Source organism: Bifidobacterium porcinum, from assembly GCF_055378475.1.
This window is the reverse complement of sequence record NZ_AP029603.1, coordinates 295,946-321,637: the sequence shown is the minus strand read 5'-3', so window position 1 is coordinate 321,637 and position 25,692 is coordinate 295,946. Positions and strand designations below refer to the sequence as shown.

Sequence of the window (25,692 nt, the reverse complement as noted above, 5' to 3'; positions counted from 1 at the left end):
CTATGAGGTTAGGAATCCCAATCGCGCAAAGTCATGACTGTCCATCTCCCCAAACTGTCTACGCTAACGAGAGCCCACGCGTAACCAGTTTGTGTATGCAAGCTTCTACCAACGCTCAGCTACCCGTCAGCGTCGGTAGAAGCAGAACCACAACCCATTACCGACGCTCACACCAGTCCCAGCATCGGCAGAAACAGGAGGTGCGCGGGTGGCGGTTTTTCCCGCATCACGGCTAGACTGGAATGCATTATGGCAGCATTTAGTTCTTTGACAGACCGGCTCTCGAATGCCTTCAAGCATTTGAAGAGCAAGGGCAAGCTTTCCGAAGCGGATATCGACGGCACCATCCGCGAAATCCGCCATGCGCTTCTCGACGCCGACGTGTCGCTTGAAGTCGTGCGTTCCTTCACCGGCCGCGTGCGTGAACGCGCGCTCGGCGAGGAAGTCTCGCAGGCGCTGAATCCGGCACAGCAGGTCGTGAAAATCGTCAACGAGGAGTTGACCGCGATTCTCGGTGCCGGCGTCGACCGTCCGCTGAATTTCGCGAAGAACCCGCCAACGATCATCATGCTCGCCGGCCTTCAGGGCGCCGGTAAGACCACGCTCGCCGGCAAGCTCGGTTACTGGCTGAAAGACGCCGGCCACACCCCGCTGCTGGTCGCCGCTGATTTGCAGCGTCCGAACGCGGTCACCCAGTTGCAGGTCGTCGGCGAACGCGCCGGCGTACCGGTGTACGCTCCCGAGAAGGGTGTGCAGTCCGACGGCGGCGAGGCGGTCGCAGCCCCCGGCCAAACCACAGGCGACCCGGTGAAGGTTGCGCGCGATTCCATCGAATTCGCCAAGCACAAGCTGTACGACGTCGTCATCATCGATACCGCCGGCCGTTTGGGCGTTGACGAAGAGCTCATGAAGCAGGCGCGCGACATCCGCGACGCCGTACATCCCAATGAAATCCTGTTCGTCATCGACGCGATGATTGGCCAGGATGCGGTCAAGACCGCGAAGGCCTTCGACGAAGGCGTGGACTTCACCGGCGTGGTCCTGTCCAAGCTCGATGGCGACGCCCGCGGTGGTGCCGCCTTGTCGGTCGCAAGCGTGACCGGCAAGCCGATCCTGTTTGCCTCAACCGGCGAGGGACTCAAGGATTTCGAGGTCTTCCACCCCGATCGCATGGCATCCCGCATCCTCGATATGGGCGATATCCTCACGCTTATCGAACAGGCGCAGAAGCAGTTCGACGAGGAGCAGGCCCGCGAGGCGGCATCCAAGATGTCCGAAGGCACCTTCGGGCTTGACGACTTCTTAGAGCAGTTGCAGCAGGTGCGCAAACTCGGCCCGATGAAGAACCTGCTCGGCATGATTCCGGGCATGGCAGCCCATCGTCAGGCGCTGGAGCAGCTCGACGAGCATGAAATCGACCGCACCGAGGCGATTATCCGCTCGATGACGCCTGAGGAGCGTCGCAACCCGAAAATCATCGACGGCTCTCGCCGCGCCCGCATCGCCTATGGTTCCGGCAATACCGTGTCTGCGGTCAATGGTCTGCTGGAGCGCTTCGAGCAGGCATCCAAGATGATGCGCCGCATGACCAATCGTGCCGGTATGGGTGGTATCCCCGGATTCGGCGGCCCCGGCGGCGGCAAGAAGAACAAGAAGGGCGGCAAGAAGAAGAAGAAAGGCTCGAAGTCCGGCAATCCGATGAAGCGCGAAGCCGAAGAGAAGGCATTGCGCCAGCGGCTCGCTGGCGGCGGCAAGAGCTCCGGCGGTTCCGCATTCGCCAAGAAGCCACAGAACCCCGCACTTCCTGCCGGATTGCAGGAAATGATGGGCGAGAACGGCATGCCTGATCTGCCGCCGAATCTCGGCAATGGATTGGGCGATCTGCTCGGCTGAAGCCACGCCGATTCAGGTTCATGGCCGTCCGGCGGCGGCGTCAATGATTGAATCAGTCAGTTGAATCAGCAAATCTCATGAGGCCCGCAAGCGTTCGCGATGTTTGCGGGCCTCATCACACCATCTCCCCTATAATGCCCATCACAGGTTAGGTGGACTGTACAGACGTGAATGGAGCGAACGCGAATGGCCGTGGTATTGACGATAATCGCCGTCCTGTTGCTGATATGGTGGTTGCTGCGCTTTGTGCCTGCGGGCGTGGAAGCGCATATGCCAATGCCGTACAGCACCGCGCTTGACCGGCATCTGTGGGTGCCCGCGGTCATCGGCGCGGTCTGGTCGGCGGCGCTCGGCTGCTGGTGGGGTGCGGCGCTGTATGCGTTGCTGCTCGTTCTGGTGATTGCGGGCGAATCCCCGTATTATCGGCATCTGTTCGGCAGAACTGCCAACACGTCGCAGGCAACGGCGAACACCGCGACCGATGGAACCGACCGTCCGGGAGCCTCTGCCGACGGTGTCATCCGCGCGATGACGCTCAACTGCCGCTATGGACGTGCCGATGCCGAGAACATCGTGCGGCTGGTCCGGGAGCGGCACATCGATGTGCTTGCGCTTGAAGAACTCACTGACGAGCTCGTCGAACGACTCTCGCACGCGGGCTTGAACACGCTGCTGCCCTACTGCCAGCAGGGCGCGCAGCATGCCGGAGACAACGGCGGGTTCAACGCGATCTGGTCACGCGCCGAACCGGTCGGGCGGATTGCGACGTTCCTGAATATCCATGCGGCGGATGTTCCCGCCATCACCATCGATGCGGACGCCGGCGACACACCGGGCGCTCCAAGCAATCCGGGACGCCAAGTCACATTCGCCGCCGCACACACGAAATCGCCGATGCGCGGGTGCCGGGAATGGTCGTACGGCGTGCGGGCGCTGGATGCCATCGCGACCAGTCCGGAGCCTGTGGTCATACTCGGGGATCTGAACGCCTGCCTTGACCACCGGTGCCTGCGTGATGTACTTGCCGCCGGAGTGCATGACGCGAGCCTTGATGTTGCGCATGGCCCGACCCTGACGTTCCCCTCTTGGACGCCGTGGCCACGTATCGAACTCGACCATGCGTTGGCGAACAGCGGCGTGGTCTTCCATTCGGCGCAAGCCATCACCGTGCGCGATACCGATCATCGGGCGCTGCTCGTCACCTTGAGTGTGCGGTAACCTCCCTCCCCTCCACAAACTGTCTACGCAAACAGGAGCCTTAGCGTAGATAGTTTGTGGGAGAGGAGATGGCACTGCGCACGACACGCCGAAACATCGTGGGGTTTGCGCTATACTTGTTCAGTTATTCATGGGTGCGGAGCCCTCTCTTTCCGCAGTCATGAGGAACACGTGGGTTCGGTTTCCGTGCCCCACACAGAAGCTGTAACCCGCATTATCAATACAAGGAGAGCCATTTTGGCAACCAAGATTCGTCTGAAGCGCATGGGCAAGAAGTTCTACGCGTTCTACCGCGTAGTAATCATGGATTCGCGCAATAAGCGCGACGGCCGCTCCATCGAGGAGATCGGCATCTATGATCCGAACAAGCAGCCTTCGCTTATCCAGATTGACTCCGAGCGCGCTCAGTACTGGCTGGGTGTCGGCGCGCAGCCGTCCGAGCCTGTGCTCAAGCTGCTGAAGATCACCGGTGACTGGCAGAAGTTCAAGGGCATTGAGGGCGCCGAAGGCACCCTGAAGACCCCGGAAGCCGGTCCGGACGCCGCCGCTCGTGTCGAGGCCGCTGAAGCCCAGGCACAGAAGCTGAAGGCCGCCAAGTCCGAAGCTGAGGCCAAGGCCAAGGCTGAGGCCGAAGCCGCCGCCGAGGCTGAGAAGGCCGAGGAGACCGCTGAAGCACCGGCCGAGGAAAAGGCTGAGTGACATGCTCGCCCAAGCTGTTGAACACCTCATCAAGAACATCGTGGATTTCCCGGACGACGTTTCGGTCAAATCCCACGAGAACGCGCGCGGCGAACTGCTGCGCGTGCGCGTGAACCCTGAGGACATCGGCCGTGTCATCGGTCGCAAGGGCCGTACGGCCAATGCGATTCGCACGGTCGTGCAGGCCATCGCCGACCACAAAGTGCGTGTCGACATCATGGACGTACGCAGGTGAGCGAGAGCGTGGTGCATCAGCAACACTCCGATGACCCTCAGCAGCGCGAACTGCTGAGGGTCTGTCGTATCGGCCGCGCTCAAGGGCTCAAAGGCGAAGTCACCGTGCAGGTGTTCACCGACGAGCCTGACTACCGGTTCGAACCGGGTTCCCTGCTCTATACGCGTGACAGCGAACAGGAGTTCGAGGTCGCGCATTCGCGGACCTTCAAGAACCGTTGGATTATCCATTTCGAAGGTGTCGACGACCGTGACGCCGCCGAAGCCCTCAACGGCACCGTCCTGTACGGCGAAGCCGACGATCCGGAGGACATGCTCGAAGAGGACGCATGGTATCCGAAGGATCTCTTGGGGCTGGAAGCCCGGTTCGCCGAGGACAACATGCTCGGCGCGCCAGCCGGACAGAAGGTCGGCAAGGTCGTGGACGTCATCGAAGGCGCCCAATACCTGCTCAAAATCCGCCTCGCCAAGCCGGTGGACGGCGAAACCAGCACGCTGGTGCCGTTCGTCGACCAGCTGGTGCCGGATATCGACCTCGAGAACGGGTATTTGACGCTCGACCCGCCGGGAGGGCTGATTCCCGGCTGGTGACCGCCTTGTGACTGGCTGACGATCTGCGTCCGGCGCATGACGCCCGATGATATCGGCATCTCGTCATCATCACTGTCACGCGACATCAAGAGACCAGAACACGTGAGGGGTGTGCGTTCCAAACCGGGCGCACACCCCTCACGTCGTCTGGCCCGCCCGACGGATACCGTCCGCGAATCGTCGGCATCGGTACCGTTGAGCACGCGGCGGCGGTATTCCCGCGTCTTGGGACGGCGGGCCGGTACAGTGGTGGGCATGCAGATCGATATCGTTTCCGTATTCCCCGAATACTTCGACGTGCTGAACCTAAGCCTGTTCGGCAAAGCGCAAAGCAAGGGGCTCGTCAGTGTCCACGCCCACAATCTGCGCGATTGGACGCATGACGTGCATCATTCCGTGGACGATACCCCGGTCGGCGGCGGCGCCGGCATGGTCATGAAACCGGAGGTCTGGGCGGAATGCCTGGACGATCTGCTCGGGCTGGAACCGCGCGAAATGAACGCCGATGGCGAGAGCGACAGCAATAGTAATTCCGGCGCGGGCATCCCTGACGGCGCTGATGTCACAGCTACGACGAGCGCTGCAGCGGGCGAATCCCCGAGCAACGGCACCGGCGACGCGGAACATCAGCCTGCATCCGACAGTGCATCGGCAGATACGGTACCCGACAGCGATTCGCAGGCTCCCACCCACAATCTCGATACCGTGCTGATCTTCCCCAATCCTTCCGCCCCCCTGTTCACCCAACGCGACGCGACCGAGCTCAGCCATGCCAAACGGTTGGTGTTCGGCTGCGGGCGCTACGAAGGCTATGACGCGCGTATTCCGGCATACTATCGGGCGCAGGGCGTGGATGTGCGCGAGTATTCGATCGGTGATTATGTGCTCAACGGCGGCGAGGTCGCGGTATCGGTGATGTTGGAGGCGATTACGCGCCTGCTGCCCGGGTTCATGGGAAACCCGGAGTCCATTGTGGAGGAATCGTATACGGGTTCCGAGGCGCTGCTCGAGCATCGGCAGTACACGCGGCCGGCGGTGTGGCGCGGAATGGGCGTGCCTGACGTGCTGCTCTCCGGCGATCACGGGAAAGTCGACCGCTTCCGCCGCGATGAGGCGTTGGCGCGCACCGATGCGATTCGGCCTGATTTGATCGAACAGTTGGATTGTGCGCAGCTGAGCAAGGCCGACCGTAAAACGCTGATGGCGCTCGGCTGGGAGGTTTCGGCAGAGCATCCGCGGCGGCTGAATCGGGAGTAGACAGCCGAGCGGCTAGGCGATTGGGCATGTCGTCCGTCGCATTCTAGACGTTCCGGCGTTCCAGATGTGCTGCGTATCCCCCGCACCACACATATCCGGGATATGACGAAGGCCTGCCGGAATCACTCCCGACAGGCCGCAAGTCAGCTGTAGGTTAGCTGTAGATTCACCGCAGGCTACCAGAGCTCAGCCGCGACACCGCGTCACAGGCCACGTACCCGGACCTGCTCGTCCAGCGGCATATGCTCACGCGGGCCGGCGGGCGCGGTGACATCGCCGAACGGCATCTGCGCGACCAACTTCCAATTCTCGGGAATGCCGAAGGCCTCACGGACTGCGTCATCAATCAGCGGGTTGTAATGCTGCAGGTTCGCGCCAATACCAGCCTCGGCGAGCGCCGACCAGACGGCGAACTGGAGCATGCCGTTCGCCTGCTGCGCCCACACCGGGAAGTTCGCAGCGTAGGAGGGGAACTGCTCCTGCAAGTTCGCGGTGACAGTGGTGTCATCGAAATACAGCACCGTGCCGTGCGCAGCGTCGAAGCCGGCGATCTTCTGCTCGGTGGCGGCGAACGCGGTATCGTCCTTGACCACGGCGCGCAGGGCGTCGTGCACAATCGCCCACAGACGGTGATGTTCCGCGCCGAACAGCACGATGACGCGCTGCGGCTGGGAATTGAAGGCGCTGGGGACTTCACCTGCGACCGAGCGGACAAGATCGACGATTTCGACGTCCGGCAGCGCGGCCGCGTCAGACAGCGCATACTGCGAACGACGGGTGGAAATCGCGGAAACAAAAGCGGACATAGTGCCTCCCAAAGTGGCGGTTGCGGAGTTGCGGAATGTTCCGGTCATCCGGGTTTTCGGTGATACGAATGATATGGTTCAGCGGACTGCTGCCGAGGATGGATGACGCGCGTACCGTTGCAACGGGCCTATCATCCGTCCTGCTGGTTTTACGGTACATGTTGGACCGGTTCGACACCCGTGTTTTCTCTGACAGAGTACTGTGGGCGACGTCACACGCACGCCAGTGACCGAGGCACGGGTAGAGTGGTCGGTATGCGCGTGATTGCAGGACGATTCAAGGGCATGGCGTTGGCCACGCCGAAGCCGGGGACCCGACCGACCACCGACCGTACCAAAGAGGCGGTATTCTCCCATCTCGATTCGTGGGATTTGGTACGCGGAGCCAACGTGCTGGACTTGTTCGCCGGTACGGGAGCGCTCGGCATCGAAGCGCTATCGCGCGGGGCGCGGTCGTTGGTGGCTGTGGAGTCCGCCGGGCCCGCCGCGGCGCTCATCAACGGCACGTTCGCCCAGCTCAAGCGTTCCAAGGCGTGGCGGCCGGAATTGTCCGCACGGGTGATGCGACGGCGCGCCGAGGTGTTCGTTGACTCGTATCATGGCGTGCCTTTTGACTTGGTGTTCATCGACCCGCCGTACGCGTATGCGACCGAGGAATGTAACGCGCTGTTGGATGCGCTCGCGCAGGGAACGGCGACCGGCCCGGACACGATGATTGTGGTTGAACGCTCTGTGCGGTCTGATGCGCTCACTCCCCCGGCGGGATGGTATGAGGCTGACGCGCGTACGTACGGCGAAACCGCGGTCATCTATCTTGAGCCGTTGGCAGCAACAGAACCATAACCCACTGCCGACGCTCACCCCCACCTCACCGTCGGCAGAAGCAGGAGCACAACACTCTGCCGGCGCTCAGCCACCCGCCAGCGTCGGCAGAAACAGAGAGTCAGCTGCTGATGAGGTGGGATTCGTTGCCGCGCGTGAAATCGAGGACCGCTCCGGCGAGCTGCACCTCGTGGTCGAGCCCCGGATCATCCGCGAGCACCTGTTCGGCGCGGGAACGGGCATCCGCAATCATCTTCGCATCCTTGACCACACGCAGCAGTTTAAGGCCCGATTTTCCGCCGGATTGCGCATCGCCCAGCACATCGCCGGCCCCGCGCAACTCCAAATCCGCCTGCGCGATTTCGGCGCCATCAAGCGAGCCTTGGATTACAGCCAGCCGCTGTTCGGCGATACTGCCCGGTTCCGCCCGGGACACAAGGAAGGCCCACGAATCCGTGCCACCGCGCCCGACACGCCCGCGAAGCTGATGCAACTGTGACAAGCCGAATCGGTCCGCATCGAAAATCACGATGCAACTGGCCTGCGGAACGTCCACACCCACCTCAATTACCGTGGTCGCCACGAGGACCGGAGTGACGCCGGCGGCGAAACCAGCCATCACCTGTTGCTTGGTCGCATCATCATCGCGCCCGGTCAAGGTCGCGAACCGCACCCCTTGAAATTGCGGGAGCGCCTCAAGCCTTGCGGCGATCTCGCTGACTGCATGCAGCGGGGGCTTGGGTTGGACGGACGACGACCCGCCGGAGCCATCCCCCGAGCCGGAAGCATCGTCCGGCTCTTCGAACAGTTCGGCATCCTGACCGGCCTGGTCGTCGCTCTCATCCTCGTCGATGCGTGCACAGACGATGTACGCGCGCTCCCCCGCGTCAATCCTGCGGCGAATGTGCCGGAACATATTCGCCATCGTCGGGCCGTCGGCCTCAGGAATCACGAAGGTGCGGATCGGCTTGCGACCGCCCGGCAGCTCCGTCAGCCACGACAGATCAAGGCTGCCGAACCATGTCATCGCGGCCGTACGGGGAATCGGCGTGGCCGTCATGACCAGCAGATGCGGGATCTTCTCACCGCGTTGCAGCAAGGTTTCGCGCTGTTCGACGCCGAATCGGTGCTGCTCGTCGATGACCGCAAGGGCAAGATTCGGCGCTTGGAATGTCCTCGAGAACGCGGCGTGCGTGGCAATGATGATGCCCGGCTCGCCGCTCGCCGCCGCCGCGAGCGCTTTGCGACGTGCCGCAAGCTTCATACCGCCGGTGACCAGCGTGACCGGAATGTCAAGTCCCGCCTTGCTGACCATGCCGCCGATGGTTTCGGCATGCTGCTCGGCGAGCACCTGCGTGGGGGCGACAAGCACCGCCTGATAGCCTGATCCGACGGCTTGCAGCATCGCGGCGAGCGCGACCACGGTTTTGCCGGAGCCGACTTCGCCTTGCAGCAGGCGCTGCATCGGGTAGTCGCGGCCCATGTCTTGGACGATGTCGTCGATGACGCTGGTCTGCCCGCCGGTCAGGGTGAAGGGGAGCGAATCGATGAAAGTTTCGCGCATGTCGCCGTCAGTGCAGGGGAAGGTCTCGGCTTTGCGCGCCTGCTCGCGTTCTTGCAGGACGGCGGTCTGCGAGATGAACGCTTCCTCATATCGCAAGGTGTGAAGGGCTTGCCGGAACGAGTCCACCGAATCAGGTTCATGTATGGCAAGGAAGGCTTCGGCCCGATGCATCAGGCCGCATGCTTCACGCACGCTCTCGGGCAGGATGTCGGGAATGGCTCGACGCAAGGCGGCAGTAGGGATTTTGGGGGATGTCTCGATGCCGTCGTGGGCTGGCGAGAGGGAAGATGCGCGGGACGGTGACGGTGCGGATTCTTGGGGTTCCGCGGGTTCCGGTGATATTGCGGTTGTGCCGGTCGTTCCGTGTGTTCCGGATTGTGTGGATTGCGCGGTTTCGCCGGATTGCGCGGTTTTTTCGGATTGCGCGGTTTCGTCATCGTCTCCGGCAGCGAGCGCACGCAACACGGTGACGATGGAATCGTGGATATGCTCGCTGGAAATACGGGAATTGGCGTGGTAGACCGGGCGCGGACGGCAGACGCGCCGCAACGCGTCATCGATGCTGTCAGCGTCGAAACGCAGACCGCGGGCGGATTCCTGCGATGCGGTTGGGGTGGGCGGAACGGTGAGCACTTCTGGGTGGGTGAACTGCGGCATGCCATCGTATTCGCTGGGTGTGCCGCACACGACCACCGACGCGCCGGCGTGTAGTCGGGCGCTGAGCCAATTGACGTACTGCTGCTTGTAGGAGAAGAACACGAGTGCGGTGACGGAGCCGGGCACGTGGCGTTGGGCGGCGAATGCGGAATCGTCGACCATGGCTTGGACCCGGTAACCGCGGCGGGCGTTCATCTGCATCACGCGAACATCGCGCACAACACCGGCGAAAGCCATCGGCTCGCCGATTCGGCCTTCTCGCACCGCCCGCAGGGGCACGGGATCGGTGACCCGGAACGGGTAATACGTCAGGGCGTCCGCGCACGTGACCATGCCGAGGCCTTTCAGCGCGCTGACCCGACGACGGTTGGTCAACAGCTTGGCTAGCGGGGTGGTCAGTGAAACGGTCATACCTCTTATTGTCCCACATTCGGTTCTGTGCAGCGGGGAAGGCGATGAATCCCGCCTGTCGTGCGATGACGGGGTAGCGCAGCGGGCTGATAGCCCCGACTTCTCAGGGTGAGCCAGCGACAATCCCGGCACCGTGCGACAGCCCAATCTCACAGCGGCAGATAGGCATATAGGAATCACAGGTATTGCCGGTCACCCCCGTCGGCATTGTGCGGTAAGCGTGTCATAGTGTCATGGGCCAAGGATGCCCCTTACCGGTGAGCCACTGAATCGTCCGCAGCTGTCGGTCGGAAAGCACCCGGAGGCCGGAATGTTTCCGGGAGAAGTGCCGGATCCGCACGAAACGCGCATAAACTCCCGCACAGGACACGGAAGTTCTGCACGAATCAGGCACTCTGCGGATAATCTCCCAACAGGAACGTTGGAAATCCGCGATAAACTCCCGCGAAAATTCGGGACATCACCCCCAGCCCAGCGATTTTCCGACAAACTCCCGCGCCGGTCCGGGACATCATCTCCAATCCAGCGCCACCAGAAAAGCAAAAACCCCGGAAACTGAAGTTCCGGGGTCTTGTTTCTTCATTCGCGATTCACGCGGCCACACGCTGAACCTTGCCAGCCTTGATGCATTTCACGCACACGCGCAGGCGGACATTCTGACCGTCAATGGTAGTGCGGACGGGCTGCAGGTTCGGACGGAAGGTGCGCTTATTGCGAATATGCGAATGCGACACGGTGAAACCGGTTTGCGGTCCCTTGCCGCACACTGCGCAACGAGCTGCCATGATGGACTCCCTATACATTTCTTTGACTTGCAAGTCGTGTCTGCCCGACCGCCGCATATGCGTCCGCCGAACACACAACTACACTAGACTACAACCAAATCCGATCAAGTGCAAACCTGCGTGCCGCATTCGCGGATAGCAGCGAAATCCCGGCATTTTCAAGCAACATGTCCAACTTCGACCTCCACAATAATCCCAGAAATACCGATAGAATGTGAGAACAGTCTGTGGCAACCACGTTGCCTCGGTTGCCTCGCATACGCATCGCACAAGGATGAGTCAGGAGGTTGTATGCTTCACGATATCCTCAACTCGCGCAAGCCGGAGCAGAGCGCAGCATCGGTGATTTCGCTCGGCCAAGTATGGGTCGACATCATGATGGGCGTTGGAGAACTTCCACAGCCGGGCGGATTCGCCGTCGCCGATTCGGTGACGCCGTCGGTGGGCGGGAGCTTCCGCGTGTTGCAGGCGGCCGCGCGGTCGGGATCGCCCGCCAAGCACGCGGGCATAATCGGCACAGGGCTGTGGTCGTCGGTGATCCGTGACGAATTCGAGGCGAATGGCATCCAGCATATCGGCGGCGACCGGCTTGATAAAGACTCAGGATTCCGGCTGGTGCTGAATGATGGATCGCACAAGACCTTCATTGCGACGTATGGCGCCGAAGCACAGGGCGACGAACGGACATTCGACGCGATCGACCCCGAACCGGGCGACGTCGTCCATATCAGCGGCAACACGTTGATGGACCATTCCGCGGCAGGTATCGAGGGATTCCTGCACCGCGCCGGGGCGGAACCCGAAACGCGTCCGTATACCATCGTGCTGAACCCCACGAATTCCCTGCATCTGGTCAGCGACCACCTCATCGAAGATACGGTACTGTGTCGTCCGACATGGTCGTGTAACCGCCAGGAGGCTAACACGCTCGCTGAGCGGCTCGGCATCCCGCCCACGGATGATTCCAAACTGACCATCGGTGGCGGATTCGACGATGCGATGACCGAGCTGTGCGAAGCGCTGGGCACTACCTTGCGCGCCCCGCTCGTCCTGCGCGCGGGCGCACGGGGAGCATGGGTGCGTGTGCCCGGCAGCGAAGTAGTGCACGTGGAAGGCTTCCCTGTCAAATCAACGCATACGCGTTCCGCCGGCTCATGCCACACCGGCGTGATGTGCGCCATGCTCGCCCAGGGTTGGTCGCTGTTTGACGCGGTGCGGATCGCCAACGCGGCCGCCTCGATTGCCATCAGCAACAACAAGGCAGGCGTGCCCGACTGCCCGCCCGTCGAGGATGCGATCGCGCTGATCAAACAGCATGAAGGGGACACAGACACCTCCGCGCAAGCGTAGCGGCGGTTTCACGGCAGTACCGGTGACGACAGACGCCGCCAACCCTGGCGCCTTCCGTCACCGGTGTCCCCTCTGACCAGCCATCTCCCACCACCGGTCACCCCCATCACCGGCCCCGAGAAAATCACCCAGTGTTCATGGGCAGTTCATCTGATTCACCCCGTCTGTTGTTTTGCGCAAACATACCCTTCTGGTAGACAGACGGGAGTCCCCATGACCAATATTCTTGACACCGCGCAACGACCGGCCAAATCGGCGACCGTGCCGACCGCACCCATCGCGCCCATCACACCCCTAGCACCGACCAACGCCACCACCGACGGCACCGGTAACACCAACCACTTCAACCACCGCGAAAAGCAGTGGGTGCTCTACGATGTCGGCAATTCCGCATTCGTTCTGCTGTCCACCGCCGTCATCCCCATCTACGCGAACTCCCTGCTCAAAGCCGCCGGCGAATCCAACATCGTGTCCACTTGGGGGTACATGCAGACCATAGCATCCCTCATCATCGCGCTGCTTATGCCGATTCTGGGCTCCATCGCCGACGTGCAGGGCATGAAGATCAGATTCTTCATCGGCTTCTTCGGCACCGGCGTCCTCGCCTGCTGCGCGATGGCACTGCCGCTGGGCTGGATTGCGTTCCTCGCGGTATGCATGCTTGCCACCATCGGGCTCAACGGTTCGCTCACCTTCTACGATTCCATGCTCATCGACACCACCACCAACGACCGCATGGACCAGGTCTCCAACGGAGTCGCGACCGTCGACGGCGGCACCACACTTGAGGACTTCGCGGATCTGACCGGCATAGTGCTGGATGACGGTCCATACGAGACCGTGGCTGGATATTTCCTTGCGCATACAGGCAAAATGGGCGAAGTGGGCGATGTTCTTCACACGGATGACGGCTACGACATGGTCATCACCAAGGTGGATGGTCGACGAATCGACACCGTGGAGGTTCGCCGTCAGATTAACCTTCCGGAAAACTCACGCGAATAGGACTCAGCCGTTACAATAACGAGCACCGTTTCATATTAGGAAAGGACGGATCATGACACTCTCATTCGTGGTACCCGGTCTTGATGAAGCCGCATCGGAAAAGATCATCGCCATTCTCTCGAACCGCTTGGCCCAGGAGCAGGAGGCAGCGCTGGTCCTCAAGCACGCGCATTGGAACGTCACCGGCCCCAACTTCATCGCCGTTCATGAGATGATCGACCCCGAGGTCGATGCCGTGCTTGCGCAGGCCGACGAAACCGCCGAACGCATCTCCACTCTGGGCGGATCACCTGACGGACGCCCCGACGCGATCGTCCGTCAGCGCACATGGAAGGGCGTCGATCTGACAGGGCACAGACCCACCGCCGACTATCTCAAGGCCCTGATCGACTATTACGACGTTTTCATCGCCGACGACCGCAAGGCCATCGCCGAGCTGGACGAGCTGGACGTCATCAGCTCCAACATCATCCAGGACCACGTCCAGGAGCTCGAGAAGTTCCAGTGGTTCATGCGGAGCCATCTGGAGTAAGCCCTAGCCCTCGGACTAAGCCGCGAATCGCGCTGATGCAAGGCGCGGTCCGCTTGCGTGAATCCATCAGGCGGCACCACCCATCACGGTGGTGCTGCCTGTGTCATCTACCCGGCTGGAGTCTGGCGGCTATCGACTACCGGCGGAAAACCTTCGTATACGAGCCTTCGGCACGAGGACGGACCACGATCGAGTCCACATCCACCGTGTCCGGCTGGTCCAGAGCCCAGCGCACGCATTCGGCGATGCCCTCGGCCTCCAGCGGATCCGGAACACCGTCGTAGACGCTTGCCGCGCGCTCGGCATCACCATGGAAACGCTTCAGCGAGAACTCCTCGGTACGAATCATGCCAGGCAATATGTCAACGATGCGAACGGGCTCGCCGATCTGCTCGAGCCTGAGCACCCTGGCCATGACCCGTTCGGCGAATTTCGACGCGCAGTAGCCGCCTCCGCCCTCATACGGTTCGATCCCCGCGGTGGACGAGATGAACTGAACCGTGCCGCCTCCGGCCGCCCGTTTCAGTACCGGAAGCAGCTTCTGGGTGATCCGCAGGGTTCCCAACACGTTGAGCTCATACATCGAACGCCAGTCGTCAAGATCCGCCGTCGCCACGGGATCCTTGCCCAGCGCCCCCCGCGCAGTTGATCAGAGCCTGGCGAGTTCTAGTGAACGTCGCAACACCTTGGATTCGGAAGGAATCGAAACATGGTGTACGAGTTCGACGGGACCAAGTACGAGAAGCTGCGGGACATGCAGGCGGCGAGACGCGCGAAGTACCTGGGCCTGGTGCGCGGCGGTGTGAACTTCATCCAGGCCGCCCACGCGGTCGGTGTATCCAAACGCACCGGGAAGGCCTGGCGCAACGGCAGGACACGTTCCACCGGCCGCAACGAGCGGCCGCTCGTGGACTGGTACCGTGGCGGCATGGACAAACCCAAGCAGATCGACGCCAGATACCTGTGCATGGACGAGCGCATCACCATCGCCGACATGCACCGCGCCGGGAACAGCGTGCGCGCCATCGCCAGGACCTCCGGCGGGGCGCCCAGCACCATCAGCCGCGAACTGCGCCGCAACGTCGACCAAATCGGCGGCGTGTACGGGTCGCACCGCGCCCAGCAGATGGCCACCCACCGCCTCAGACGCCCCAAGCCACGCAAGATCATGCCCGGCACCCCGCTGCGGGACGAGATCAAGGCCGGGCCCGACAAGCACTGGAGCCCCGAACAGATCAGCGGCAGGCTCCGACGCGGCCACCCGGATAACGGAAGCATGAACGCATGCCACGAGACCATCTACCAGGCCATCCACGCGCAAGGCAAGGGCGAGCTGCGACTCCAGCTCAAACATGCCATGAGACGGGGGCGCGTCGTACGCAGGCACCGCGGCGACGGCCAATCCAGACGCCCCAGGTTCCGCGAGCCCATGGTCATGATCAGTGGCCGGCCGAGGTCGCCGACCGGGCGGTCCCCGGCCACTGGGAAGGCGACCTGATCTGCGGTGCCGGCAACCGCAGCGCGATCGGCACCCTCGTGGAACGCACCACCCGGTTCACGATCCTCCTGCACCTGCCCGACGGGCACGACGCCGAACACGTGCAGGACGCCATCATCCGCAAGATGCGGACGCTGCCCGCGCCCCTGCCCGACTCGCTGACGTGGGACCAGGGATCCGAACTCGCCCTGCATGCACGCGTGTCCGCCGCGCTCGACATGCAGGTGTACTTCTGCGACCCTCACAGCCCCTGGCAGCGCGGCACCAACGAGAACACCAACGGCTTGCTGCGCCAGTACTTCCCCAAGGGGACCGACCTGTCCGGATACACCGAGGAATACCTCGACGCAGTCGCCGCGGAACCCGACGACAGGCCCCGCAAGACCCTGGGATACATGAAACCCAGCGAGAAGATCCTCAGACTGCTCGGCGACACCGCAACGTCAACACCAACCGATACCATCAACACCAACTGTCAACAAAGATGTTGCGACGACCATTAGAATCCGCCCCCGGACACGTTTCCGCCTAGTTTCAGCTTCAGGCGTGTCGTGTTACGATGCGGCATCATAGGTAACGAAGAAAGCCTAGGGTGAAACCATGGATACAGCAGCTACCAGCAACGACACCATTGACACCGCGGATGCCGCCGCAGGCGACATCACGACCGCGAAAGGCATCGACTACGACGCCGACGCGAAAGCCGCCGCAGCGGCGGTCAGCGAGGACGCGACAGAACAACTGCGCGACCCCCGCGACGCGACAGTATCCCATATGCCGCTGCCATTCAGCGGCCCGGCGCGCATCGAACACGATTCCCTCGGCGAAATGCCGGTCCCGGCGAACGTGTACTGGGGCATCAACGTGCAACGCGCCATCCAGAACTTCCCCGTTTCCGACACGCCCATCAGCAGGCATCCGGAACTCATCGCCGGGTATGCACAAGTCAAACGCGCCTGCGTGGACGCCAACGAGGAGCTCGGACTGATCGACCCGATGCGCGCCGAACTCATCCGGCAGGCATGCCGCGACATCGAAGCCGGCGAGCTCGCCGACCAGTTCCCCGTGGACGTACGCCAGGGCGGCGCCGGCACCTCGACGAATATGAACATGAACGAGGTCATCGCCAACCGTGCGCTCGAACTCGCCGGCCACCAGCGCGGCGACTACGGGTACATCCACCCGAACGACCACGTAAACAAGTCGCAGTCCACCAACGACACCTACCCGGCCGCATGCCGTCTCGCCCTGATCACCGCACTCAAGCCGATGATCGAGGAATGCCGCCTGCTCGCCCGCGCATTCCACAAGCTCGCCGACAAACACATCAACGATGTGACCATCGGTCGCACACAGCTCCAGGATGCGGTCCCGATGACCTACGGTCAGGAATTCCACGCCTTCGCCTCGTATTTCAAGGCCGACAAGGCATCCCTTGACAAGCTGGAGCCTGAACTCGCGGTGATGAACCTGGGCGGCACTGCCATCGGCACCGGCATCTGCGCGGATATCCGCTTCCGCAAGTCCGCAATCGAGCACCTCGGTGAAATTACCGGCTATCCGGTGACCGCCGCACCTGACCCGATCGCCGCAACCAGCGATATGAGCGCGTTCGTCGACACCTCGTCCGCGCTGAAAAACCTCGCCGTGCACCTGAAGAAGGCTGCGGACGACCTGCGTCTGCTCAACTCCGGTCCACGCTGCGGATTCAACGACATCAATGTGCCCCCACGTCAGGCTGGCTCGAGCATTATGCCAGGCAAGGTGAACCCAGTAATCCCAGAGTGTGTGGACCAGTGTTGCTTCACCGTGTTCGGCATGGACACGACCGTCAACTGGGCGTGCGCCGAAGGCCAGCTGCAGCTCAACGCCTTCGAACCGGTCGCCGTGCATACGCTGCTCGAAGGCATCCGCCTGCTGGGCAATGCGATGCGCACCTTCCGCCTCAACTGCGTGGACGGCATCACCGTCAACCTCGAGCAGGGGCGCCAGTTTGCCGCCGAATCGCCGTCTATCTCGGCTTCGCTCAACAGCGAAATCGGCTATGAGCGTGCCGCGGCCATCGCCAAAGAGGCGTTGCGTACCAAGCGCACGGTCCGCGAAGTCGCCGGCGAGCGCACCGACATGCCCGACGGTCGTCTCGACCAACTGCTTGACCCGATTACCTTGTCCCGCCGTTTGGGCCAGACATGCCGTGAACAGGGTGGCGCGCAAGCCTGACGATTCTGGTCTTCGCACTGCACGGGGGTTTCGACGGGACGCCCTGCCCGCAAGCGTTACTTAGTTTACTTGTCAGCGCGCGTATCATCGCCGTCATGCCGTGTATCGCGCGTCCGATGGCCGGAACGCAACCCTTCCATGCTCTCGCGCAGCTGGTCGATGATCGCATTGTCGCGCGCTGAACGCATGGCGGGGAACGCCTGCATCAATCGTCGCTGTTGCCAATTGAGCGTATGCGACACATGCGAATCGAGCACAGCGCGCCTGCGCTCCTCGAGACGCTCACTCGCCGTGACCACCTTCTCGTCAAGATTCGCGACCTGTTCGGCATGCACCGCATTGACATCTTCGCTGATGCGTTTGAGTTTGGTGTCGAAGCTCCACGAGTATGCCGCGGTCAACGAGACGTCCACAATGAGCAGCACTGCGATGACGCCGCATACTATATGCAAGGCCAGCGGCGTCCACTGACGGACAATCCCCATGAACCATGGTTGTACGAAGAGTTTGACCAGCGTCGCACCGGCTCCGAACGCAATGAAGCCGTTGAGGTATACGCGGCCGTTGATATTGAACGGCTTGTTGCTGTAATCCCACAATCTGACGTGATGCAGCTTTTCGATGACGTATGAGGAGATGTATTCCAACGTACATGCGACAACGCCGCTGCTGAGGAACAACGCGACGGGATTGGTCACATCGTTGAGCAGGAACAGGACCAGCAGCGCCCCGAAGCCGTATATCGGGCACAGCGGTCCGATCAGGACACCCCTGTCGACGAAACGACGGCGCACGACGATTGACAGCCCGGTCTCCCAAATCCAGCCGATACAGCTGTACAACGCCCATGTCAGGAACAGCCGCTCCACGAATTCCAATACCTGCATGCCGTCTGCCTTTCTTCTCATCACATCCGCCGATGCCTTCAAACGCGAGCATCGCGGAATGCGGATTCGTGCCGGATGCCATTGTGACGCGTTGCTCGATACAACACACCTGATGACTGTACGTCAGACACATCCGGCTATCCACAATACAGGAAACGTGGCATCTCACGGTGTAACGCCAAACCAGAGCATAAGCCCGCACCGGAGTTCCTCGACCAGTTCGAGCGAATCAGCGACAAAGTACCCGTGCCGGAACCGATTTCTTGCTTGTTTTACTGGTCGTCCCGGTGAAAGCCCCACCGAGATGCATCGAGTCGTTAGTGGTGGACGGTGATTGTGACACCAGGATTCCGCAACCTTCCAATATCCGCGATATCAATACCCCCTCTCTTGTCCATCTTCGGCAACGTCAATCAATAATGCGACAATGGTGACCTGTGGTGCAGCGGACGCCACAATCCCAAGAAAAGGAGCAGGCACGTATGGCAAGGCCACGCCGAGACTCGGAAATCCTTCCCGCCAAGGAGCGCATGGAGAACGCATTCTGGGACCTCCTCGCATCACGCGAATACCGGAAGATCACCGTCACCGACATCGTGCACGAAGCCGACGTCAACCGCAACTCCTTCTACTACCATTTCAGCGGTCTGCCCGAACTCGCCGACGCCGCGATCTTGCACATGGTGGAGAACACCCCGGTTTCGCTGCCACAGTCAGGCACCGACCCGGAAACAGCTTGGCGGACAAATGTCGCCAATGTTTTGCAGTCGCCGGAGCAACGCGAACGGCTTGACCGGCTGTCCTTGGTCACCGGGCCGCACGGTTCGGCGGAACTGCTTGCATCCCTGCGGGACTTCTCGCGGCTCAACCTGATGAGTATCCTGCAAATCGACCCGCAGCAACTGGATTTGAAAACCGACCTCATGCTTGACTTCGCCATCGGCGGCATGTTCGGCATTCTGCGGCGCTGGCCGGAACTGTCGGGCCGCATCAAGCCGGAAGACCTGCTCAACGACGATGCCGCCGCACTAGCCATGAGCATGTATCTGAGCCTGTCGAAAACCGACATGCTTGGCTATTGGAAGCGGGTGTTCAACCCGTCTGCTGCGCCGCGCATCCAATAGTCGGCGGCTCACAGAGCCGGCGGGGCTTGACTGTCAGGACATGGCTACTTGGACTCGGCTGCCAAGATTCGGCTGCCGGCGCGACGAACGTTTTGTTATCGCGAACCGTCAACGCAGCGAATCAATCACCAGTTGCGGAACCTGCGGCAAGTTGCGCCAAGCCGTCGCCGGCAACGCGGCCAGTACACCGGCGACCAGCCGACGCGTCTCACGGTCCGTCTTGCGCGTGGCATCGATAATCACCGGGAGCGCTGTCGTCCAATGCTCTGCAAGCTCACCGAAACTGCGGTAGCCGGGAGTCGAGAAAATCACATACAGTTCGTCGATCACCTTCCGACGGTCAGCCGGGTCGATACCGAGCATCCATGCGTTGACCGTGCTGCCGGCGAACATCGCGGTCGCCGACAATCCGGGCGCCGCGACGAACTCGCCATCTTGCACCTGCCACGACATGCCCAGATGCTGCATGATACCGACGGCATCGGCTTCGATGACCCGGTGTGGCAGACCGTCATCCATCAGCATGCCGACGACCGATGACTGCGGAACGGTTTTATCCACACGCGACGCCACCGCATCAAACGCCGCGGATTCGAGCCGCTTGGGGAATCCCGGACCGTCATGGGAGAACACCCGGCGAATACGCGCGGCGTACCGGTTACGTTGGGTCGGTTGAACGTGTTGGACGGTGCCGTCAGTGGGGAGGTTTTGGCTGTCTTGGACGCCCCGGCTGATATTGCCGGCGTCACCGGGGTCGGCGCTACCGATGCGCAACTGCTTGTCGGATGTCCGGCGGCCCGCCATTGACGTCGCCTCAATCATCGGCAACTGCGATCCGCCGGATTCATCCGCGAGCCACTGCATGGCATCCAAATCGCGCGCAGCCATACGAACCGACGCGTACACCGCCATATTGCCGCCCTTCGAATGTCCGCCCACCATCACGGCGGAGGCATCGCCGCCGGGTACGCCCGCCGACCGGTCAAGGATTGAGGAAAGGTACTTCGCCGCCGACTCCTGCGACGGGACTGGGCAGCGGAACGCCATATTGAAGTCCTCTTTCCAGCCGAGCAGCGTGCCGTCGGTGCCGCGGAAGGCGACATACAACAGACCGCCCGGGCCAAAAGACCCACGGATTCCGGTGCAATCACCAAGGTCGAAGGTCATCGCGGCGAACTGCTGCTCACGGTCGACATCGTCGCGCTGGATGTACTCGCCCACGCGCAAGCCGCGGAATCTCGGGCTTTCAGCGACGGCAACCAACAAATCAAGACGAGCGCTGTTGACCTGCTGGGAGTCGGCGGCGAACATCATCGGAAAATCCTCCGCCCGCAACACTCTTGTCAACGCGATGGTGTCAATCGAACGCGCCGCCCCGAACACCGGGACCACCAACGGCAAACGGATATACGACAGCTCGCTGAGCACCAAGGAATCAACAGCGGAGAACGGATGCTCGGCGAAGGTACGGAAATCGGTGCGCACATAATCGACGATGTTGCCCATACCATCATCGTAATCGAGAACCGTTCGACACCGTGACAGGGCATGGCGGCGATTCTTCCAGTTCTGCGAGCCATGCCCGCAACACGATTGCCGGCAATTCGTTGATTCTGTGCGAATCGGCCGCGAACGGGCGCACAGTCGCGACGCGATGGCGCAAGATACAAGATACTGGAACGGGAACGGAACGGATCTGATTTGCCGGATTGGTTCTGCCGGATTTATGCGGTATCCAAATGCGGTATCCGAATACGGTATCGGCACTGCACCGGCGTTGGTAACCCGGGAATCGAGGAAACATGGGCATCGTCGAATATATCATCGCGTGGCTAAGCGCCAACGCGGGCAAACTCATCTGGCTGGCGGCAGTGATCATCGCCGCCGTCATCATCTCAAAACTCGTCAGCCGGGGACTGCGTACGCTGCTTGACCGCTCGCAAGTGCCGAGCGCCTCGATTTTCATCAATCTGGCGCGCGTCCTGATTTGGGTGATTGCCGTGACCATCGTGCTGCAACCGGTGTTCGGCATCAATCCGACCACGCTGATCACCGCGCTCGGCGTTGGAGGCGTCGCGATCTCCCTCGGTATGAAAGACACCATCGCGAATGTCATCGGCGGATTCGGGCTGATGCTGGGCAAAGTGATTCAGCCCGGTGATTTGGTCACCGTAGCCGGTACGACAGGCGTAGTCAAAGACATCACTTGGCGGCACACGGTGGTCAAAGCCCGCAGCGGCGATGAAATCGTCATCCCCAATTCCGTGCTGAACACCTCATCGCTCGAGCGCGTAACCGAAGCGAGCGAAGGGTGCGTCACCGTGCCGTTCACACTGAAATCAGGAACCGACCTCGATGCCGCCTCCATACGGATGATCGCCACAGTCGGCAAGGCGACGGCGGAATATGCGGCGGACGGGAACCCACCGCTTGTCAAGTTCACCGGCTTCTCCCCGTATGGGGTCGAGGGCGAAATCATGGTGTTCGCCAAGCCCGGCATCTTCGCGTCCACCGTGAGAGATGCGGCGGTCCGGTCGTTGGCCGGCGAGGAGTTCCTCGAGCAGCGCGCCGCGACCGGGGAATGAGCTGAAAGGCATCCATCCGGTTGTGTGAGCAAATCCTCACACAACCACCTGAGACCCCGCCAATCCGGCAGAGCGCGACCACCACGACCCCCATTGCGCGAGCCAATCCTCACACAACGGGTTTCAGCGGCATTGATTTCAGCGATATCAAAACTGCGGAAAACGGCGTTGCGGAGACCCAGCAGAACTCCGGCGAAGCTCCAACACACTCCGACAGGGCACAGGCGGAACGCCGGCACCCTCAGCCGATCAGTGCTCCGAGCATCTGTGGCAGGATAGTTGCCGAACCCGCATCATCGACGCCGAACGATCCCTCCGCCGGAATCTTCGACATCACCAACGCGCTGATGGTCATGAGGGTGCCGACGACGAGGAACACGATCATGCCGGGATTGCCGAGCGCCGTCTTCACGCCGGTACCCTGTTCAAGCTGCTCGGGCGCATCAAAGAAGACAAAACGCTTACGGTTGCGCACAAGAATGACGATGCCCGCGATGAACAACGCCAACATGATTAGCACATAGACACCGACGATAATCAGTCCGCCCATCTGGCGCTGCACCTCACGCATCGCAGCATCGTTGGACTGTTCCATTGCGCGCATCAGCGCTTTGTCGTCGATACGGGACGTCACCCAAATCGAAATGACTCCGCCGTTGAGATTGACCAGCGCATGCATGAGCATCGAATACCACAGTTTCGACGTACGCACATACATGTATCCGAGAATCAAGCCAAGACCGAATGCGTAGAAGAACTGCCGCACATTGCCGTGGAACAGTCCGAAGCACAGCGCGGACACCACAATCGCCGTCTTTTCCCCGTATTTGCGGGTTCTGTCGATGATTTCCTTGCGAAAGATCCACTCCTCGAAAATCGGGGCGCACACGCAGGTCAACAGAAACAGGGAGAAATAGTCCGTATTCACCAACGCCGATTCGAGCGTATCCTGGTCGTCGCCTGAAAACGGCGCGGAGACGAGATTGCCGATAATCGCGCCGATATACATGATCGGCACAATGGCGACGAACAGCTTGATGAATGTGCCGGGCGACATGTCGAACCGCTTGGTCGCCAGCCTCGGCACGTTGCGGAACACAAGCAACGACAGGGGCATCGCGATGGCATACAACGGCAGGTTGCTCAGCAGAAGAAGCAAACCGGTGGGGATGTTTTCACCATTGTGGGACAAGGCGACGCCGACGGTCACGAGGGACGCGCCGACCAGCCACACCCCGATGATGAGTATCAGCGCCCAGCCGATGATTGAGTAGTCGTGTTTCGCCGCTTGCGTGCGGCGCTTCGCCTGCCACCATGCCTGCCACTGCTGAGGAAGTATCTGCGCGAATTGGGCGGGCGGGAAGACCTGCGGAAGATACGGCGGGTACGTTGGGTATGCCGGGTACGTTGGGTACGTTGGATATCCAGAGTATGCCGGCTGATAAGGCGGTTGCGGGGACGGCGACGGCTGTTGCGGAGGCAAAGATGACTGCGGAGTCTGCTGACCCTGCGGGGATTGCTGGGATTGTGGCGTCTGCTCGAATTGCGGTGCTTGTTGTGGCTGTGACACTGACCGGGGTTGCGGCGGCAGGGTCTGGAATTGCGGTTGCGGTGCAGACTGCGGCATCTGCGGCGGCACAGCGGGGTATTGCGGGGGCATCGCCCGGTATTGTTGCCCGTATGGTTGAGCCATAGGAACCTGCTGCGGAGCGGGTTGTGGAATTGGCGGATACTCCATCGCCGGAGGATACGCCATGGCCCACGGACCGGGAGCAACTGGCGACACCGGCGATTGCGGCGGCACAGCATACGGCACAGTATACGGTAATGGCGCCGCCGAATTCACTGGCACTTGCTGCGGGGCCGATTGATATGGCTGTCCCTCCGGCGCAGACGGCATCTGCGGCTGCGCCGACTGCTGAGATTCCGTTGTCCCGTTGCCGTCCTGCCGGCAGCCGTCCAGTTGGCTGTCACCTGACTGGCTGTCATCCGGCTGATTGTTATCATTCATCCACGTCATGAGCATCCCTTGCGTTGTCCGACCACTGTCCACATGCTCAGCCCTCGCCGCAAAGCACTGGTGAGGTTCATCATAGCAAGGGATGCTTCAAGCGCGAAGCAAGCCGAGCGGCTGCAAGTTCCGCCGGCTTGCGTACGACGGCGGTTTCAGTGCTTGAGCACCCCGTCAATCAGCTGGGAAATCAGCTCGCCATACGGCAGACCGGTCGCGGCCCAGGCCTTGGGGTACATGGAAATCGGCGTGAATCCCGGCATCGTGTTGATTTCGTTGACCATCACCGAGCCGTCCTTCGTCACGAAGGTGTCCACGCGGCTCAATCCGGCGCCGTCAACAGCCTTGAACGCCTTAATCGCGGTGCTGCGCACCAGCTCGAGCGTCTCCTGTGGCAGCTTGGCCGGCACCTCGACGTGAGATGCCTGCGCGTCCATGTACTTGCTGTCGAAGTCGTAGAACTGGTCCTCGCCATCGTCGCGACGGTCGAGCACAATCTCACCCGGCCAGCTGGCGCGCGGCTGTCCGCCCGGCTTGGGCGAGAACACCGCGCATTCGATTTCACGCGCGTCGATGCCCTGCTCAATCAGCACCTTCCAGTCGTGGTGGGAAGCTTCGAACACGGCGGCAGCCAGTTCGGCGGCATCGCCCTCATGCTCGACTTTCGTCACACCGAAGCTTGAACCGGCGCGCGACGGCTTGACGAACAGCGGGTATGCGAGCCCCGCCTCCCGCACCTGGCAGATCAGCGCCTCGCCTTGGGTGGCGAACCCGTCGGCCGCATCGAAATCGCGGGTGTCAAGGGTGATGCCCGGAGCCGTGGCGATGCCGGCGGCGTTGAGCAGCACCTTCGTGAAATGCTTGTCCATGCAAGCGGCGGAAGCGAACACACCGCAACCCACATACGGCACACCCATCATCTCAAGCAGGCCCTGAACCGTGCCATCCTCGCCGTACGGGCCGTGCAGCACCGGGAACACCGCGTCGATATGGCCGAGGGAAGTCAGCGTTCCGTTCTGTTCGCGGGCGAAGAACCCATCCGCCCCACGCGCCGGGTCAAGCACCACTTCGCGCGCGTCGGCACTGGCCTGGACGACCGGGAGTTCACCGCCATCCAGCGAGAAGGTGCGCGGGTCGGTTCCGCCGACCAGCCACTTGCCGTCCTTGGTGATACCCACCGGAACCGGCTCGAAACGCTCGGTATCAAGCGCATTGAGCATACCGGCGGTCGAAATGCAGGAAATCGAATGTTCGTCGGCCTTGCCGCCGTACAGCACCATAATGCGTTGCTTCGTCATGATCATCCTTTACGTTATGGGCAGTTCCCCGCCTTTGCGCGGGCGCCCGGTTTCTCACCTTGACTTCGAATAGACCTCGTGGCGGCGGATCGCTGCGCGTTCGTCTGCCGCAACCATAGCGCGAACCATGGTTCGGCGGCCGCTGGCGGGCACGAATCGCCGGAAATCTTTACGGCGCCACTGCCCGTGCAGCGACACCGTTCGGTGATGTCGCTTTTCGGCGGCGTCACTCCTCAGTAATGTCA

At 61.7% G+C, this 25,692-nt stretch carries 22 protein-coding genes and 2 pseudogenes; 16 read left to right on the top strand and 8 right to left on the bottom strand.

Annotated elements, in window-relative coordinates:
- The first annotated feature begins 249 nt into the window (after window positions 1-249).
- The 6 genes from ffh to trmD all read left to right on the top strand — a co-directional run bounded on the left by ffh (window position 250) and on the right by trmD (window position 5,892).
- Window positions 250-1,893, top strand: coding sequence for a signal recognition particle protein (ffh, locus tag ACZ41G_RS01255; RefSeq protein ID WP_464145473.1), 1,644 nt, complete (start codon window positions 250-252; stop codon window positions 1,891-1,893).
- Window positions 1,894-2,079: 186 nt separating this feature from the next.
- Window positions 2,080-3,111: an endonuclease/exonuclease/phosphatase family protein gene (locus ACZ41G_RS01250; RefSeq protein WP_464145471.1), complete on the top strand. Its 1,032-nt coding sequence runs from the start codon at window positions 2,080-2,082 to the stop codon at window positions 3,109-3,111.
- A 237-nt stretch (window positions 3,112-3,348) separates the two neighbouring features.
- Window positions 3,349-3,810, top strand: a complete 462-nt coding sequence (rpsP, locus tag ACZ41G_RS01245) for a 30S ribosomal protein S16 (RefSeq protein WP_033493826.1) — start codon at window positions 3,349-3,351, stop codon at window positions 3,808-3,810.
- Window position 3,811: 1 nt separating this feature from the next.
- Window positions 3,812-4,045, top strand: coding sequence for an RNA-binding protein (locus tag ACZ41G_RS01240; protein WP_015449829.1), 234 nt, complete (start codon window positions 3,812-3,814; stop codon window positions 4,043-4,045).
- Between the two features lie 8 nt (window positions 4,046-4,053).
- On the top strand, window positions 4,054-4,635 hold the full coding sequence (rimM, locus tag ACZ41G_RS01235) for a ribosome maturation factor RimM (RefSeq protein ID WP_033506859.1): 582 nt from the start codon (window positions 4,054-4,056) through the stop codon (window positions 4,633-4,635).
- A 255-nt stretch (window positions 4,636-4,890) separates the two neighbouring features.
- Window positions 4,891-5,892: a tRNA (guanosine(37)-N1)-methyltransferase TrmD gene (gene trmD, locus ACZ41G_RS01230; protein WP_464146151.1), complete on the top strand. Its 1,002-nt coding sequence runs from the start codon at window positions 4,891-4,893 to the stop codon at window positions 5,890-5,892.
- Between the two features lie 203 nt (window positions 5,893-6,095).
- Here the strand turns inward: trmD and ACZ41G_RS01225 are convergent, their stop codons facing one another.
- A complete protein-coding gene (locus tag ACZ41G_RS01225; protein WP_464145469.1) occupies window positions 6,096-6,698 on the bottom strand; it encodes a nitroreductase family protein in 603 nt (200 codons plus the stop codon).
- Window positions 6,699-6,953: 255 nt separating this feature from the next.
- On the opposite strand from ACZ41G_RS01225, the gene rsmD reads away from it, so the two are divergent.
- A complete protein-coding gene (gene rsmD / locus ACZ41G_RS01220; protein WP_464145467.1) occupies window positions 6,954-7,541 on the top strand; it encodes a 16S rRNA (guanine(966)-N(2))-methyltransferase RsmD in 588 nt (195 codons plus the stop codon).
- A gap of 100 nt (window positions 7,542-7,641) precedes the next feature.
- On the opposite strand, the gene ACZ41G_RS01215 is transcribed toward rsmD, so the two are convergent.
- Together ACZ41G_RS01215 and rpmB are read right to left on the bottom strand one after the other, a co-directional pair.
- Complete coding sequence (locus tag ACZ41G_RS01215; protein ID WP_464145465.1) at window positions 7,642-10,152, bottom strand: ATP-dependent DNA helicase RecG; 2,511 nt, start codon at window positions 10,150-10,152, stop codon at window positions 7,642-7,644.
- A 590-nt stretch (window positions 10,153-10,742) separates the two neighbouring features.
- Window positions 10,743-10,937 carry a 50S ribosomal protein L28 gene (rpmB, locus tag ACZ41G_RS01210; RefSeq protein ID WP_015449820.1) on the bottom strand — a complete coding sequence of 65 codons (195 nt, stop codon included), beginning with the start codon at window positions 10,935-10,937 and terminating at the stop codon, window positions 10,743-10,745.
- Between the two features lie 303 nt (window positions 10,938-11,240).
- Here rpmB and ACZ41G_RS01205 point away from each other — a divergent pair, with 303 nt between their 5' ends.
- From ACZ41G_RS01205 to ACZ41G_RS01190, 4 genes and pseudogenes are all read left to right on the top strand, one after another.
- Window positions 11,241-12,287: a PfkB family carbohydrate kinase gene (locus ACZ41G_RS01205; protein ID WP_464146149.1), complete on the top strand. Its 1,047-nt coding sequence runs from the start codon at window positions 11,241-11,243 to the stop codon at window positions 12,285-12,287.
- 213 nt (window positions 12,288-12,500) lie between these two features.
- A pseudogene (locus tag ACZ41G_RS01200) lies at window positions 12,501-13,040 on the top strand (MFS transporter); the annotation flags it as partial.
- Window positions 13,038-13,292 (top strand): annotated as a pseudogene (locus ACZ41G_RS01195) (transporter associated domain-containing protein); the annotation flags it as partial. The pseudogenes ACZ41G_RS01200 and ACZ41G_RS01195, both read left to right, overlap by 3 nt.
- A gap of 52 nt (window positions 13,293-13,344) precedes the next feature.
- Entirely contained in the window at window positions 13,345-13,824 is a 480-nt protein-coding gene (locus ACZ41G_RS01190; protein WP_029576124.1) for a Dps family protein, read from the top strand.
- 136 nt (window positions 13,825-13,960) lie between these two features.
- Here the strand turns inward: ACZ41G_RS01190 and ACZ41G_RS01185 are convergent, their stop codons facing one another.
- Complete coding sequence (locus tag ACZ41G_RS01185) at window positions 13,961-14,440, bottom strand: SDR family NAD(P)-dependent oxidoreductase (protein ID WP_239646919.1); 480 nt, start codon at window positions 14,438-14,440, stop codon at window positions 13,961-13,963.
- Window positions 14,441-14,533: 93 nt separating this feature from the next.
- Between ACZ41G_RS01185 and ACZ41G_RS01180 the strand changes: the two genes are divergently transcribed.
- The 3 genes from ACZ41G_RS01180 to ACZ41G_RS01170 all read left to right on the top strand — a co-directional run bounded on the left by ACZ41G_RS01180 (window position 14,534) and on the right by ACZ41G_RS01170 (window position 17,542).
- The gene (locus ACZ41G_RS01180) at window positions 14,534-15,322 is read left to right on the top strand and encodes a transposase (protein WP_464145462.1); all 789 of its coding nucleotides are present in this window, start codon (window positions 14,534-14,536) and stop codon (window positions 15,320-15,322) included.
- Window positions 15,226-15,825 (top strand): IS30 family transposase, encoded by a 600-nt coding sequence (locus ACZ41G_RS01175; protein WP_464146147.1) that lies wholly within the window; start codon window positions 15,226-15,228, stop codon window positions 15,823-15,825. Before ACZ41G_RS01180 ends, ACZ41G_RS01175 begins: the two co-directional genes overlap by 97 nt.
- Window positions 15,826-16,096: 271 nt before the next feature.
- Window positions 16,097-17,542, top strand: coding sequence for an aspartate ammonia-lyase (locus tag ACZ41G_RS01170; protein ID WP_464146145.1), 1,446 nt, complete (start codon window positions 16,097-16,099; stop codon window positions 17,540-17,542).
- Between the two features lie 65 nt (window positions 17,543-17,607).
- Here the strand turns inward: ACZ41G_RS01170 and ACZ41G_RS01165 are convergent, their stop codons facing one another.
- Window positions 17,608-18,429, bottom strand: a complete 822-nt coding sequence (locus ACZ41G_RS01165) for a putative ABC transporter permease (protein WP_464146143.1) — start codon at window positions 18,427-18,429, stop codon at window positions 17,608-17,610.
- Between the two features lie 482 nt (window positions 18,430-18,911).
- Here ACZ41G_RS01165 and ACZ41G_RS01160 point away from each other — a divergent pair, with 482 nt between their 5' ends.
- Window positions 18,912-19,553, top strand: coding sequence for a TetR/AcrR family transcriptional regulator (locus ACZ41G_RS01160; RefSeq protein WP_464145460.1), 642 nt, complete (start codon window positions 18,912-18,914; stop codon window positions 19,551-19,553).
- A 108-nt stretch (window positions 19,554-19,661) separates the two neighbouring features.
- On the opposite strand, the gene ACZ41G_RS01155 is transcribed toward ACZ41G_RS01160, so the two are convergent.
- A complete protein-coding gene (locus ACZ41G_RS01155; protein ID WP_464145458.1) occupies window positions 19,662-21,059 on the bottom strand; it encodes an Mbeg1-like protein in 1,398 nt (465 codons plus the stop codon).
- A 296-nt stretch (window positions 21,060-21,355) separates the two neighbouring features.
- On the opposite strand from ACZ41G_RS01155, the gene ACZ41G_RS01150 reads away from it, so the two are divergent.
- Window positions 21,356-22,138: a mechanosensitive ion channel family protein gene (locus ACZ41G_RS01150; RefSeq protein WP_033506738.1), complete on the top strand. Its 783-nt coding sequence runs from the start codon at window positions 21,356-21,358 to the stop codon at window positions 22,136-22,138.
- Window positions 22,139-22,379: 241 nt separating this feature from the next.
- Here ACZ41G_RS01150 and ACZ41G_RS01145 read toward each other — a convergent pair whose 3' ends face one another.
- Entirely contained in the window at window positions 22,380-24,158 is a 1,779-nt protein-coding gene (locus tag ACZ41G_RS01145) for a CPBP family intramembrane glutamic endopeptidase (protein WP_441482064.1), read from the bottom strand.
- 146 nt (window positions 24,159-24,304) lie between these two features.
- Entirely contained in the window at window positions 24,305-25,447 is a 1,143-nt protein-coding gene (locus ACZ41G_RS01140; protein ID WP_321046985.1) for a D-alanine--D-alanine ligase family protein, read from the bottom strand.
- Window positions 25,448-25,692: the final 245 nt, after the last annotated feature.